Below are 13,428 nucleotides of genomic sequence, written 5' to 3'. Positions count from 1 at the left end.
CGGACTTACTCGGCAGCTGCGGGCTTGACTGCGGCAAGACGCCGCATCAGCTGCTGCACCACATCGGATTGCATATCGCGATAGAGCAATGCCTCTTCCGTTTCCTTGGCCAACACGGCGGACTCGTTGAAGCTGATGCTGCGGTGCTGCTCGATGACGGATGGGGCGATCACATCGTCACCCTTGCTGCTGCGCAGGCGGAACCTGACCGTCAGGCGCAGTTCGTATTCACGCACTTGGCCGGAGGCATTGACGCCTACCACCACCTTCTCACGCACCTCTTGCAGGATATCCAGAATCACTTCTGGAACCTCGCCGCCAGCCTTGGGCGCCACGGGGCGCCAGGAGTCTCCCAGGTAGCGCGCCATGTCCCCTGCCACACCGGAGGCGTTTTCCGGCGTCACGGCGATGGTACGAAAGGGCAGCGCCTGGCTGGTGCGCAGCTTGAAGCCGCAACCGGCAATGGCCGCTACAGCCACAAGGGCCAGCACGGAGCGCCGCAGAATGTTCACTTACACCACCACATTGACAAGGCGACCGGGCACCACCACAACCTTCTTGGGCTGGGCACCGGCTGCGTGGCTGACAAACACAGGGCTGGCCAATGCTGCCGCCTCTATCGTCGCCTTGTCGGCGCCGGCTGCGACCACAATGGAGCCGCGCAGCTTGCCATTGATCTGCAACACCAGCTCGATTTCGTCCTGCGCCAGGGCAGTGGCATCCACTTGCGGCCACGGCGCATCCAGCAGATCGCCCAACTGCGCGGCGTAACCCAGCTCCGACCACAGCGTGTGGGCCAAATGCGGTGTCGCCGGGTACAGGCAACGCAGCAGGATGCCGAAGCCTTCGATCAGCGCCACTTGCGCACCGGCGCTGTCCACAGCCTTGAAGTCGTCCAGGGCGTTGATCATCTTCATGGCGCCGGAAACCACGGTGTTGTATTGCATGCGCTGGTAGTCGTAGTCCACCTGCTTGAGCACGGTGTGCATTTCCAGACGCAGGGCCTTGGCCTCCTTGCCGAACTCCACGGCCTGCAGGCTGCCCGCCTGGGCCACGCTGGCCTGCGCCTTGGAGAAGTCCATGGTGGAGAGCTTGTAGCCGAAGTTCCAGACGCGGCGCAAAAAGCGGTAGCTGCCTTCCACTGCCGCGTCGTTCCACTCCAGTGTGGCCTCGGGCGGGGCAGTGAACATGGTGTAGAGGCGTGCGGTGTCGGCGCCGTAGCGCTCGATCAGGTCCTGCGGGTCCACACCGTTGTTCTTGGACTTGGACATGGTGCCCACGCCTTCGTAGTCGATGGCAGTCCCTGCGGGCAAATCACCCACCTGTTTGGTCAGCTTGGCACCCACGACCTTGCCGGAGGCGTCCAGCACATGCTCCACGTCAGCGGGCCAGAAATATTCCTTGCCGCCCTTCTCGCCCTTGCGGGAATAGATGTGGTTGAGCACCATGCCTTGCGTCAGCAGCTTGGTAAAGGGTTCATCCACCTTTACCAGGCCCAGGTCGCGCATCACCTTGGTCCAGAAGCGCGCGTACAGCAGGTGCAGGATGGCGTGTTCGATACCGCCAATGTACTGGTCCATGCCGCTGCCGCCAGTGGCCTTGTTCTGGTCGGCCATCCAGTAGTCGGTGCCACCGTCCACCATCTTGTCGAGGTTGTGCGGATCGCAATAGCGCATGTAGTACCAGGAGCTGTCCACAAACGTGTCCATGGTGTCGGTTTCGCGGCGCGCGGGCTTGCCGCACACCGGGCAGACCACGCCGGCGTGGAAGCCTTCGTGCTTGTGCAGGGGGTTGCCGGAACCATCGGGCACGCAGTCCTGCGGCAGCACCACGGGCAGGTCTTTTTCAGGCACGGGCACAGCACCATGCTCGTCGCAATGGATGATGGGAATCGGCGTGCCCCAGTAGCGCTGGCGGCTCACGCCCCAGTCGCGCAGGCGCCAGGTGGTCTTTTTCTCGCCCAGACCCTTGGCGTTCAGCGCGTGGGCCACAGCGTCCACCGCCTCCTGATAGTTCAGGCCGCTGAATACATCGGAGTTGACCGTCACGCCACGCTGCTTGTCGGCATACCAGTCCTGCCAGCGCTCGTGGTCGTAGGTCAGGCCATCAATGTGGACCACGTCGTGGATGGCAATACCGTATTTCTTGGCGAAGGCGAAGTCGCGCTCGTCGTGTGCGGGTACCCCCATCACGGCGCCGTCGCCGTAGCTCATCAGCACATAGTTGCCCACCCACACTTCCACCGGACGGTGTGTCAGGGGATGCACCACCTGCAGGCCGGTGGCCATGCCCAGCTTGTCCTTGAGCGCGAGTTCGGCCTCGGTAGTACCGCCGGCCTTGCATTCCTCAATGAAAGCGGCCAGCTTGGGGTTGGTCTTGGCCGCGTGCTGGGCCAAGGGGTGTTCCGGTGCAACCGCGCAGAAGGTCACGCCCATGATGGTGTCGGCACGGGTGGTGAACACGTACATGTGTCCGTCGCCAATGAGCTTGCCATCATCACCAGCAATGCTGTGGGTGAACGCAAAGCGCACACCCTCGCTCTTGCCGATCCAGTTTTCCTGCATCAGGCGCACGCGCTCCGGCCAGCCGTTGAGCGTGGCCTTGTCGTTGCCCAGCTGCACGTGGTCCAGCAGCTCTTGCGCGTAATCGGTGATCTTGAGGTAGTAACCGGGAATCTCGCGCTTCTCCACCGTGGCACCGGTTCTCCAGCCCTTGCCGTCGATCACCTGCTCATTGGCAAGCACGGTCTGGTCCACGGGGTCCCAGTTGACGATCTGGGTCTTGCGGTAGGCAATGCCCTTCTCCAGCATCTTCAGAAACAGCCACTGGTTCCACTTGTAGTAGCTCGGGTCACAGGTAGCGACCTCGCGGCTCCAGTCGATGGCCAGCCCCATGGCCTGCATCTGGCCCTTCATGTAGGCGATGTTCTCGTAGGTCCACTTGGCCGGCGGCACTTTGTTCTTGAGTGCGGCGTTCTCGGCAGGCAGGCCGAAGGCGTCCCAGCCCATAGGCATGAGCACGTTGTAACCGTTCATGCGCAAGTAGCGCGTGAGCATGTCGTTGATGGTGTAGTTGCGCACGTGGCCCATGTGCAGCTTGCCACTGGGGTAGGGCAGCATGGAGCAGGCGTAGAACTTCTTGCGTGGCTTGCCGTTGGCATCCAGCGCGTTTTCCACCACTTGGTAGGCATTGCGGCCGCTCCACAAAGGCTGCGCCCAATGGGCTTGCGCTGCTTTTTCTACGTCGAGGTGCTGGTATTTGTCTTGCATGGGTGTTGACGCGGCCCATTGGCCGCAAAGGAAGTGCTTGGAGTGATTTTAGGCGCTGCGCCACAGGCCATCCTGGCGCAGCCCGACAACCGCCTTGGGAAGCAGCCGATGGCAGGTTACGACTTGGCTTTGTCCGGCGCTTGCGCAACAAAGCCGATGCGGCTCAAACCAGCCTTTTGCGCCTGCCCCATGACTTCCACCACGCGACCATAAGGAACGGTGGTATCTGCACGCAAACGTACTTCTGCCTCTGGATTGGCCTTGGCCGTCTTGTCCAGCAGAAGATCGAGTGACTCCGTCGTCTGCAGCGCGTCTTCGACAAACACCTGACCGCCACGGTCAATCGTGATTTCCACAAACTTGGGCGCATTCGACGCCGTGGCCGAAGCCTTGGGCAAATCCACCTGCACCGAGCTGACCATCAAGGGCGCGGTGATGATGAAAATAACCAGCAGCACCAACATGACATCGATCAACGGTGTCATGTTGATGTCGCTCATGGGTGCGGAGCCTTGGCTGCGCTCCAATTTACCGAAGCTCATGGTTCTTGCGTCAGCAACAGTTCGCGCAGGTCGCGGGCGAAGCCTTCCAGATCCGCCTCGATGCGCCCGATGGAGCGGCCCAGTATGTTGTAGCCCAGCACCGCCGGAATGGCCACAGCCAGGCCAGCGGCGGTCATGATGAGGGACTCCCCCACCGGTCCGGAGATTTTCTCTATGCTGATCTGCCCTGCTCCGGCGATGCCCATCAGTGCGTGGTAGATACCCCAGACGGTTCCCAGCAATCCAACGAAGGGGGCAGTGGAGCCTACGGTCGCCAGCAACACCTGGCCCGACTGCAACTTGCGCAGCGCGGCATGCAAGGCACCACGCAACACCCGGGTGAGCTGCTGCGAACGGTCTCCCCTGCTAGCCATATTGCCTGCACCCGGCTCCACTGCAGCGGCCGTCACCAAGGCGGCAACCAGTTGCTCCCGATCCAGTGCCCGAACCACAGACAAACCATCTTCATAAGAGGCTGCCTGCCAGAACGCCTGGGTACTGCGGCCCACGTCTTTGGATGCACGCTGCAACAACCACGACTTCCATAGCAGGACTACCCAGCTGCCTACGGACATCAGCAACAAGAGCATGGCCACGGCGCTGCTCACAGCGTCGCGACGAAAGAGCAGATCGAGTGCGTTCACTTCAGCCCCAGTACATCAAACATGTCAAACATCCCGGACTTGCGTCCAGCCAGAAAACGCACAGCCCGCAAACTGCCCTGTGCGTAGGTGACGCGGCTGGAAGACTTGTGGCTGATCTCGATGCGCTCGCCAATGCCGGCAAACAGCACGGTGTGATCGCCCACGATGTCACCGCCGCGTATCGTGGCAAAACCGATGCTCGAAGGGTCCCGCTCACCGGTCACCCCTTCACGCGCATAGACAGCGCAATCCTTCAGGTCCCGCCCCAAGGCGCCGGCAATGACTTCACCCATCTTGAGCGCGGTACCCGAGGGCGCGTCCACCTTGTAGCGATGATGGGCCTCCACGATCTCAATGTCGTATCCGGTGGAAAGAACCTTGGCCGCCATCTCCAGCAACTTGAGTGTGACGTTCACGCCCACGCTCATGTTGGGCGCCATCATGATGGCGATGTCCTTGGAAGCCGCATCGATTTCGGCTTTCTGTGCCTCGGTAAACCCGGTGGTACCTATCACCATGGATACACCCAGTTCGCGGCACACACGTACATGCTCCAGCGTGCCTTCGGGGCGCGTAAAGTCAATCAGCACCTGACTGTTCGCAAGACCAGCGCGCAGGTCGGACGTGATCAACACGCCGGTGGGCTGCCCGGAAAAGGAACCTGCATCCTTGCCAATGGCTGGGCTGGAGGCGATATCCAGCGCACCGGTCAACGTGCAGTCGTCGGCAGCGCGCACCGCATCAACCAACATCTGCCCCATTCGGCCGGAGGCGCCAGCAACTGCAATTCTGTGGGTCATGGTCCCGATCCTGTCCTGGGAAATTGAAAGTAGTTATTTGCCCGTGGGCTCAAGTGGAGGGTACACAGAAGCCGCCTTGGCCGCAGGCGCCGCAGCGGCCGGTTTGGCTGGGGCCGGGAATTTCTCAAGGCTTTCCGCCGAGGCTTCCATGGGCGGAAGCTTTTCGGGCGGGGCCATGGGTTTGAGGGTAGCCACAAATTCGGCCTCGGAGGGGAGATCATCCGCCTCATACCGATCCAGGTTCTCGCCCTTGAAGTAGACGGTCACGTGGCGGGATTGCGGCTCCACACCCTGGCGACGAAAGGTAAACACATAGTCCCAGCGATCCGCGTGGAAAACACTTGTAAGCAAAGGTGTACCCAATATATCCCGCACGACGCTGCGGGGCATTCCGGTCTTCAGGGCATTGACCTGTTCACGCGTCACCACATTGCCTTGCACGCGGTCAATGCGGTAGGGCGAAACAACGTCCAACCAGCTCTTGGTAGAGGGCGCACTGGAGCATGCTGTCAGGCTCCCGATCAGCAAGGCCAGCGGCAGCAGAAAAGGACGCAAACGAAAAGTGTCAAGCATGAATGGGGGAGTGAGCGATATGATCGGACCATTGTAGCGGTTGGGCCTCTGCCGGGCGGCTGAGCTTTTCCGGCGTTTCAGACACCATGACCAACATCGACGAACTCAAGAACACCGGCCTCAAAGCCACTGCACCGCGCCTGAAAATTCTGGAAGTTTTCCAGCGCGGCAAGCATCGCCACATGACGGCCGAGGACGTGTACCGCATCTTGCTGGATGAACGCTCCGATGTGGGTCTGGCGACGGTCTACCGCGTACTGACCCAGTTCGAACAGGCTGGCATTCTGATCCGCAGCCATTTCGAGAGCGACAAGGCTGTCTATGAGCTCGACGAGGGGCAGCACCATGACCACTTGGTGTGCCTGGATTGCGGCAAGGTGGAAGAGTTTTACGATCCGGAAATTGAAAAGCGCCAGCACGCAGTGGCCAAGGCCAAGGGCTTCACCATTTCCGACCATGCACTGAGCCTGTACGCACACTGCAACCGAACCAACTGCCCCAACCGCAGCACCTGAGTGGTCGGGGCCATGCCGGGGCAATCAGCCCTGCGCCATGGCCTTGCGATGCCGCTCCACAAACTCCTGATAGGTATCGATACCGCGCAACTGCAGGATGGTGTTGCGCACGGCAGCCTCCACCAGCACGGCGATGTTGCGACCGGCCACCACCTGGATCACCACCTTGCGCACCGGCACACCAAGAACGTCCTGGGTAAGCGGCTCATAGGGGATGCGCTCGTATTCGCGCTCCAGGGTTTCGCGACGCACCAAATGCACGATGAGCTTGAGTCGCATCTTGCGGCGTACCGCGGTTTCACCAAAGATGGCGCGGATGTCGAGCAGGCCGATGCCACGCACCTCCAGCAGGTTTTGCAGCAACTCCGGGCAGCGCCCTTCAATCGTGGTTTGGTTGATGCGAAACAGGTCCACGGCGTCGTCGGCCACCAGACCGTTGCCGCGGGAAATCAGCTCCAGGCCCAGCTCGCTCTTGCCCAGACCGGATTCACCGGTAATGAGTACGCCCAGACCCAGAATGTCGATGAACACGCCGTGCATGGAAGTGCGGTCGGCAAAGTGTTTGGACAAATACGCACGCAGCACATCAATCACAAAGGCTGATGATTCGCGCGTGGAGAACATGGGTATTTGCGCCCGTTCGCACATGGACAGCAGTGCTTGCGGCGCGGTCTGACCGTCAGCCAGGACCAGTACCGGCGGCTCCAGCGTCACGATGCGTGAGACGCGGCGGGCACAGTCTTCTGGTGCCGCATTGGTGATGTAGGCCACCTCGCGCTCACCCAGAATCTGCACACGGTACGGATGGATGTAGTTGAGATAGCCCACCAGATCCGCACCCGAGCGGGCGGCGCGCACAGCCACTTCGTCAAAGCGGCGCTCGGAAGCACCCAGGCCTGCCACCCACTCCCAGCGCAAGGTCCCGCGGAACTCCTCGAACAGGACGTCAGCGCTGACTGCAGTGGGTTTCACAGGGCGAGTGCGGGGAGATTCAGGCCGTGCGAGCGGACTGCCAGCCTGCAATCAGGCTGTGCAGATGCAAGGAGTCTGTCGTCTTTGTCATTTCGTCGCGCAAACTTGCGTCACTGAGCAATTCGGCGATTTCAGAAAGGATTTCCAGGTGTTTCTGCGTAGCAGCCTCTGGCACCAAAAGGAAGATCAGCAGATTGACTGCTTGGTCATCCGGTGCATCAAACCCGATTGGCTGAGCCAACTGAAACACCGCAGCCAGCGGGGCCTTCAGGCCTTTGATCCGGCCATGGGGAATGGCCACGCCATGACCCAGCCCTGTGGAGCCCAGTCGCTCCCTGGAAAACAGGCTGTCGGTCACCAGCGCACGGCTGAGACCATGTTGGTTCTCAAATAGCAAGCCGGCCTCTTCGAAAGCGCGTTTCTTGCTGGTGACTTCCACTTGCGCAATGACTTGCGCGGGAGGCAGGATGCGGGCGAGTTGGTTCATGATGGAGTGGTGCGATTATGCACATAAAAAAACCGCCCTGATCAGGGCGGTTTGAGCGGATTCTACTGTGAATTACATCAGTCGCTTGGGAGCGTCATGGTGGTGGTTCTGCACTCTGTCCTTGTGGCGCACCACCTGACGATCCAGTTTGTCCACCAGTTCGTCGACCGCAGCATAGAGGTCTTGATGGGAACTTTCGGCGAACATATCGCTACCTTTTACGTGAATGTTGCACTCCGCTCGCTGCCGCCGCTCCTTTTCCTTCTGCTTTTCCACCGTGAGCAACACCTTGACATCGACCACCTGATCAAAGTGCCGCATGATGCGGTCCAGCTTGACCGTTACATAGCTGCGCAAGGCTGGGGTCACTTCCAGGTGATGACCACTGATTGTCAAATTCATAAATAGCCTCCAGTTACTCTCGGGGTTGAAAAAGCGCTCGCAGAACACGAAGCGCACAGAAGAATCAAACGACTTTCGAACTGCATTGTTTTCACTATGCACCCGAAAATAGGGGTTGGCAACGACATTTTTTTGATGCGCCGCAACATCGTGAGGCCATTGCTGGTTGCGTGCTCGTCTTTGGCCTTTTAATCCATCCATTTGCCCCCACACCAAGCCCCATGGCCACTTCAATCAAGCTATCCCGCGCAATTGCTCCCGTATCCAGCTTCAAAGGAATCCAGTCCACCAGCTACGTCCTGGCGGGCGGACTTTGCGTTGCCATCCTGGTGTATGGGCTCCTGCCGGGGTTGCTGGCGGTCTGCCTGGGCCATCTGCTGGCCACCTTGCTGGTGGGCAACGATAGAAAGCGTGGTCCGCACCTGCGTCCGGCCTGGGCGGCTGCTCTGGTCGTGGTACTGCCCATCGCGGCAATGGTCCTGCTGGCGCTCAATGCCAAAGGAGTTGCATTTGGCGCCGTGGCCCAGTACCAGGCATTGCTGCACCATCTGGCGGGCACCGTGCTGGAGATACGGCAAAAGCTGCCGCCAGACCTGGCTTCCCACCTGCCCGATGAACTGCTGGCCGCGCAAAGCTGGCTGGTGCAATACCTGCAATCGCAGGCCCGCGCGCTGACCGGGTTCGGAACCGCAGGATTGCGCGGTGCATTGCTCGTGTACGTGGGATTGGTCGTGGGCGCGCTGATGGTGGGCACACCCGAGCCGCTCAGCCGCGGCCCTCTGCGCCAGGCCCTGCGCCAGCGTGGCAGCGATTTCATGAAAGCCTTTCGCCAGATCGTGGTGGCGCAGTTCTGGATTGCCGCATTCAATGCGGCTTGCACCGCAGTCTTCCTGTGGGGCGCGCTGCCTCTGGCTGGCGTGACTATTCCATACACCACCACACTGATCAGCCTGACGTTTGTGGCCGGTCTGATTCCCATTGTGGGCAACCTGCTGTGCAACAGCGTGCTCACGGTAGCCGGGGTTTCCGTATCGCCCGCCGTCGGTTTGGCCTGCCTGCTGTTCCTGGTGGCCATCCACAAGTTTGAATACTTCATCAATGCCAAAGTGGTTGGCAGGCGTACCAACACAGCCGCCTGGGAACTGCTCACGGTGATGTTCATCGGCGAGGCCATTTTTGGCATGGCCGGTCTGGTGGCGGCCCCTCTGTACTACGCCTACGTCAAACGCGAGTTGCATGACGCTGCGCTGATTTGATCGGCGCAATATTTCTGCAAGACGGCCTCTTTGCGCATTGGCACCGCCTTGCGGTGCGATAATTTCGCCCATCTCAGCTCTTGGAGAACACTCCTTGGAAAACTACCCCAGTCGGTAGCTTTCAACTCCCACTCATGCACCGGGGTTGAAAGCGGACCCTAGCCCCTTGCATTGATTCCAAACCCTTGGGAGTGAGCCATGCTCAACATCTTTACGCTTGCCAATGGACGCCTCTTCCAGGAAGAGATCGAGTCCCTGGAGGAGCTCTCCAAATTCCAACCCATCTGGGTGGACCTTGAATCGCCGACGCTGGAAGAAAAGCGCTGGATCAAACAGTATTACGGTCTGTCCATTCCCGAAGACGCGATGGACGAGGACATCGAAGAATCCGCGCGTTTCTACGCCGAAGACAATGGCGAGATCCACATCCGCAGTGACTTTCTGGTCGCCGACGATGACGAGCCGCGTGCCGTACGCGCTGCGTTCATCCTGAATCTGGTCAACGACGATCTGCGCAGCAAGGGCATCCTGTTCTCCATCCATGATGAAGACGTGCCGGTGTTCCGTCTGCTGCGCATGCGTGCGCGCCGGGCTCCGGGCCTGATTGAAGATGCCAAGGAAGTACTGCTCAAACTGTTCGACGCTGATGCCGAGTACTCAGCCGACACGCTGGAAGGCATTTATGACGAGCTGGAAAAGGTCAGCAAGAAAGTACTGTCCGGCAGGGTGACCGACGCCATCGCCGGTGAAGCACTTGCGGCCATTGCACGCCACGAGGACATGAGCGGACGCATCCGCCGCAATGTGATGGATACCCGCCGCGCCGTGAGTTTTCTGATGCGCAGCAAGATGCTGACTGCCGAGCAATTCGATGATGCGCGGCAGATTCTGCGCGACATCGACTCGCTGGACAGCCACACTGCCTTCCTGTTCGACAAGATCAACTTTTTGATGGACGCCACGGTGGGTTTCATCAACATCAACCAGAACAAGATCATCAAGATTTTCTCGGTGGCCAGTGTCGCCCTGCTGCCGCCCACCCTGGTGGCCAGCGTGTACGGCATGAACCTGAAATTCCCCGAGCTGGAAATTCTGGGCGGCTGGAGCTACCCCTACACCGTCAGCATGATGATCGCCAGCGCGCTGGTACCCATGTGGTACTTTTACAAGCGCGGCTGGCTGTCCTGACAGGTCCGCACGAACTCCGCGATGATGCGTCGGGCATAGACGCTGGCCACGTCCCGGACAAACACCGGGAAGTCCGCATGCGCCGTATCGTCCGCCCGGTCGGAGATGGCGCGCACCGCCGCAAAGGGCAAGCCGTAGTCGTGGCAGACCTGGGCTACGGCAGCTCCTTCCATCTCCACCGCCAGCGGCTCGTGGCCATGGAGGCGCAAGGTGTCCACAATGCGCGCAGTCTCTTCCTGTCCGTTGACAAAGCGGTCCCCGCTGGCAACCAGCCCCTGGTGCACCATGGGGGCACGCCCCGCGTGTTGCACGCCTTGCAGGCCCACCACACAGGCAAACACCAGCGCCCGAGCCAGCGCAGCATCGGCGCCGATGGCGGTCTGTCCGGTCAAGGGAATCTGGTAGCGCGGGAACAGGGGTGAAGCATCCATATCGTGCTGCACATAGCCAGTGCCCACCACCACATCGCCCACCTGAACATTGCGCCCCACGCCACCGGCGACACCAGTGAACACGATGGCACCCACACCAAAGCGCTCTATGAGGGCGGCACTGGTGGTCGCAGCGGCAACCTTGCCGATGCGGGACAAGGCCAGCACGACTGGCAGGCCATCAAGCGCACCCTGCCAGAATTCTCGCCCGGCATGGGTCACGCGTTGCGCGCCCTGGAGTTGATCCACCAGGCCCGCCTGCTCTTCAGCCAACGCGCTCAGAATGGCCAGAGGACGCGCAGCCGAAATCATTTCTCGCGCAACTCACGGCGCAGCACCTTGCCCACCGGCGTCTTGGGAAGTTCATCACGGAACTCGACGATCTTGGGCTGTTTGTAACCGGTGAGGTTTTCCTTGCAGTAGGCACGCACATCGGCTTCGGTCAGAGCCGGGTCCTTGCGCACAATGACCAGCTTCACCGCTTCACCGGACTTGGCATCGCTCACGCCCACGCAAGCACATTCCATTACGCCTGGCATCTGGCCAATCACGTCTTCCAGTTCATTGGGGAAGACGTTGAACCCGCTGACAAGAATCATGTCTTTCTTGCGGTCCACAATCTTGAAGAAGCCGCGTGCATCCATCACACCGATATCGCCGGTCTTGAAGTAGCCATCGGGCGTCATGACCTTGGCGGTTTCATCGGGGCGCTGCCAATACCCGGCCATGACCTGCGGCCCCTTGATGGCAATCTCACCGGATGCCCCGGCGGGCGCATCATTGCCTTCATCGTCCAGCAGCCGGAGATAGGTGCTGGGCAACGGCACACCGATGGTGCCGGTGTATTCGGTTGAAGTGACCGGGTTGCAGGTCACCGAGGGTGAGGTTTCGCTCAGGCCATAGCCCTCGCAAATCGGGCAGCCGGTCTTCTCCAGCCACAACTTGGCCACGGCGCTCTGCACGGCCGTGCCGCCTCCTACAGCCACCTTCAGGTGACTCCAGTCCACAGTATGGAAATCGGGATGCACGGCCAGCGCATTGAACAGGGTATTGACCGCCGGCAGACTGTGGATGGTGTGCTTGGAGAGTTCCTTGAGTACGGCCGGAATATCTCGCGGATTAGGGATAAGTATCAGCTTGCCCCCGGTACGCATGGACAGCATCATGCCCACCGTGAACGCAAAGATATGGTAGAGCGGCAAGGCACAGACAGTGGTGGGCTGCTCCCCGGCAGGCACCTTGGCCATGACCGGCGCATTCCATGCTTCGGACTGCAAGGTGTTGGCCACCACATTGCGATGCAACAGCACGGCGCCCTTGGATACGCCCGTGGTTCCACCGGTGTACTGCAGCACAGCCACATCTTCGGCCTTGTAGACCGGTTTGGTGAACATCGCCTTGGCGCCCCGTGCCACCGCCTGGTTGAATCGCACGGCAGTAGGCAGGTTGAAGGCGGGAACCATCTTCTTGACGTTGCGCACCACGTAGTTCACCAGTGCGCCCTTGAGAGTGCCCAACTGGTCGCCCATGGCACACAACACCACGTGCTTGACCGGCGTGGCGGCGATGCACTTCTCCAGCGTGGCGGCAAAGTTCTCAATGATGACAATGGCCTTGGCGCTGCTGTCCTTGAGCTGCTGCTCCAGTTCGCGCGGCGTGTACAGCGGATTCACATTCACCACCACCATGCCGGCACGCAGAATCGCCGCCACTGCCACAGGGTATTGGGGTACGTTGGGCATCATGATGGCCACGCGATCACCCTTGACTAGACCCAGGCTTTGCAGATAGCCAGCAAACGCCTGGCTCAAGGTGTCCACCTGGGTGTAGGAAACATCCTGCCCCATGAAGCTGTAGGCAACCCGATCCGCGTATTTGTGGAAACACTCTTCCATCAAATCGACGAGCGAGCCGTAGACGCTCGCATCGATGTCCGCAGGCACGCCCGCCGGGTAACTCTCAAGCCAGATACGTTCGACCATGTGTTTTGTCTCCATCCTTTTCACAGGACTCCAACGTGGCACATCAGAATGTGCCGCTGCGCCAGTCTGCTGTGTTTATTCGATCGCTTTGGTCATGTCCTCAACGACCTTCTTGGCGTCTCCAAACACCATCATGGTCTTGTCCATGTAGAAGAGTTCGTTGTCCAGACCGGCGTAGCCCGCGGCCATGGAGCGCTTGTTCACGATCACCGTCTTGGCCTTGTAGGCCTCCAGAATCGGCATGCCGTAGATCGGACTGCCCTTGGTGTGCGCCGCCGGGTTCACCACGTCGTTGGCGCCCAGGATGATGGCCACATCGGCCTGACCGAACTCGCCGTTGATATCTTCCATCTCGAACACCTGGTCA

Annotated in this window: 15 protein-coding genes; 3 read left to right on the top strand and 12 right to left on the bottom strand. The window is 60.3% G+C overall.

What is annotated here, in order from left to right; all coding sequences use genetic code 11:
* Positions 1-5 precede the first annotated feature (5 nt).
* From AC1RMF_RS23730 to AC1RMF_RS23705, 6 genes are all read right to left on the bottom strand, one after another.
* The gene (locus tag AC1RMF_RS23730; RefSeq protein ID WP_493144784.1) at positions 6-512 is read right to left on the bottom strand and encodes an LPS-assembly lipoprotein LptE; all 507 of its coding nucleotides are present in this window, start codon (positions 510-512) and stop codon (positions 6-8) included.
* The gene (gene leuS / locus AC1RMF_RS23725; RefSeq protein ID WP_493144782.1) at positions 513-3,269 is read right to left on the bottom strand and encodes a leucine--tRNA ligase; all 2,757 of its coding nucleotides are present in this window, start codon (positions 3,267-3,269) and stop codon (positions 513-515) included.
* A gap of 116 nt (positions 3,270-3,385) precedes the next feature.
* Entirely contained in the window at positions 3,386-3,811 is a 426-nt protein-coding gene (locus AC1RMF_RS23720) for an ExbD/TolR family protein (RefSeq protein ID WP_342620395.1), read from the bottom strand.
* On the bottom strand, positions 3,808-4,455 hold the full coding sequence (locus AC1RMF_RS23715; RefSeq protein ID WP_493144779.1) for a MotA/TolQ/ExbB proton channel family protein: 648 nt from the start codon (positions 4,453-4,455) through the stop codon (positions 3,808-3,810). Before AC1RMF_RS23715 ends, AC1RMF_RS23720 begins: the two co-directional genes overlap by 4 nt.
* Positions 4,452-5,255: a 4-hydroxy-tetrahydrodipicolinate reductase gene (dapB, locus tag AC1RMF_RS23710; RefSeq protein WP_342620393.1), complete on the bottom strand. Its 804-nt coding sequence runs from the start codon at positions 5,253-5,255 to the stop codon at positions 4,452-4,454. Before dapB ends, AC1RMF_RS23715 begins: the two co-directional genes overlap by 4 nt.
* Before the next feature lie 33 nt (positions 5,256-5,288).
* Positions 5,289-5,828: an outer membrane protein assembly factor BamE gene (locus AC1RMF_RS23705; protein WP_342620392.1), complete on the bottom strand. Its 540-nt coding sequence runs from the start codon at positions 5,826-5,828 to the stop codon at positions 5,289-5,291.
* An 86-nt stretch (positions 5,829-5,914) separates the two neighbouring features.
* On the opposite strand from AC1RMF_RS23705, the gene fur reads away from it, so the two are divergent.
* Positions 5,915-6,343 carry a ferric iron uptake transcriptional regulator gene (gene fur, locus AC1RMF_RS23700; RefSeq protein WP_342620391.1) on the top strand — a complete coding sequence of 143 codons (429 nt, stop codon included), beginning with the start codon at positions 5,915-5,917 and terminating at the stop codon, positions 6,341-6,343.
* A 24-nt stretch (positions 6,344-6,367) separates the two neighbouring features.
* Here fur and hprK read toward each other — a convergent pair whose 3' ends face one another.
* From hprK to hpf, 3 genes are all read right to left on the bottom strand, one after another.
* A complete protein-coding gene (gene hprK, locus AC1RMF_RS23695) occupies positions 6,368-7,315 on the bottom strand; it encodes an HPr(Ser) kinase/phosphatase (protein ID WP_342620390.1) in 948 nt (315 codons plus the stop codon).
* A 19-nt stretch (positions 7,316-7,334) separates the two neighbouring features.
* Complete coding sequence (locus tag AC1RMF_RS23690) at positions 7,335-7,802, bottom strand: PTS sugar transporter subunit IIA (protein WP_342620389.1); 468 nt, start codon at positions 7,800-7,802, stop codon at positions 7,335-7,337.
* A gap of 72 nt (positions 7,803-7,874) precedes the next feature.
* Positions 7,875-8,204, bottom strand: a complete 330-nt coding sequence (hpf, locus tag AC1RMF_RS23685) for a ribosome hibernation-promoting factor, HPF/YfiA family (protein WP_342621071.1) — start codon at positions 8,202-8,204, stop codon at positions 7,875-7,877.
* A gap of 221 nt (positions 8,205-8,425) precedes the next feature.
* Here hpf and AC1RMF_RS23680 point away from each other — a divergent pair, with 221 nt between their 5' ends.
* Together AC1RMF_RS23680 and AC1RMF_RS23675 are read left to right on the top strand one after the other, a co-directional pair.
* The gene (locus tag AC1RMF_RS23680; RefSeq protein WP_342620388.1) at positions 8,426-9,460 is read left to right on the top strand and encodes an AI-2E family transporter; all 1,035 of its coding nucleotides are present in this window, start codon (positions 8,426-8,428) and stop codon (positions 9,458-9,460) included.
* A 198-nt stretch (positions 9,461-9,658) separates the two neighbouring features.
* Positions 9,659-10,648: a magnesium and cobalt transport protein CorA gene (locus AC1RMF_RS23675; protein ID WP_342620387.1), complete on the top strand. Its 990-nt coding sequence runs from the start codon at positions 9,659-9,661 to the stop codon at positions 10,646-10,648.
* Here the strand turns inward: AC1RMF_RS23675 and AC1RMF_RS23670 are convergent.
* From AC1RMF_RS23670 to AC1RMF_RS23660, 3 genes are all read right to left on the bottom strand, one after another.
* Positions 10,624-11,391: a 5'-methylthioadenosine/adenosylhomocysteine nucleosidase gene (locus tag AC1RMF_RS23670; protein ID WP_342620386.1), complete on the bottom strand. Its 768-nt coding sequence runs from the start codon at positions 11,389-11,391 to the stop codon at positions 10,624-10,626. The genes AC1RMF_RS23675 and AC1RMF_RS23670 overlap by 25 nt on opposite strands.
* The gene (locus AC1RMF_RS23665; protein WP_493144774.1) at positions 11,388-13,061 is read right to left on the bottom strand and encodes a long-chain-fatty-acid--CoA ligase; all 1,674 of its coding nucleotides are present in this window, start codon (positions 13,059-13,061) and stop codon (positions 11,388-11,390) included. Before AC1RMF_RS23665 ends, AC1RMF_RS23670 begins: the two co-directional genes overlap by 4 nt.
* Before the next feature lie 75 nt (positions 13,062-13,136).
* Positions 13,137-13,428, bottom strand: a 292-nt coding sequence (locus tag AC1RMF_RS23660) for an NAD(P)(+) transhydrogenase (Re/Si-specific) subunit beta (protein ID WP_493144772.1), incomplete at its 5' end; no start/stop codon positions are given.

It is taken from the genome of Rhodoferax sp. GW822-FHT04A08 (assembly GCF_058801025.1).
Note: the sequence above shows the minus strand (reverse complement) of the source record. Positions and strands in the feature narration are given on the sequence as shown.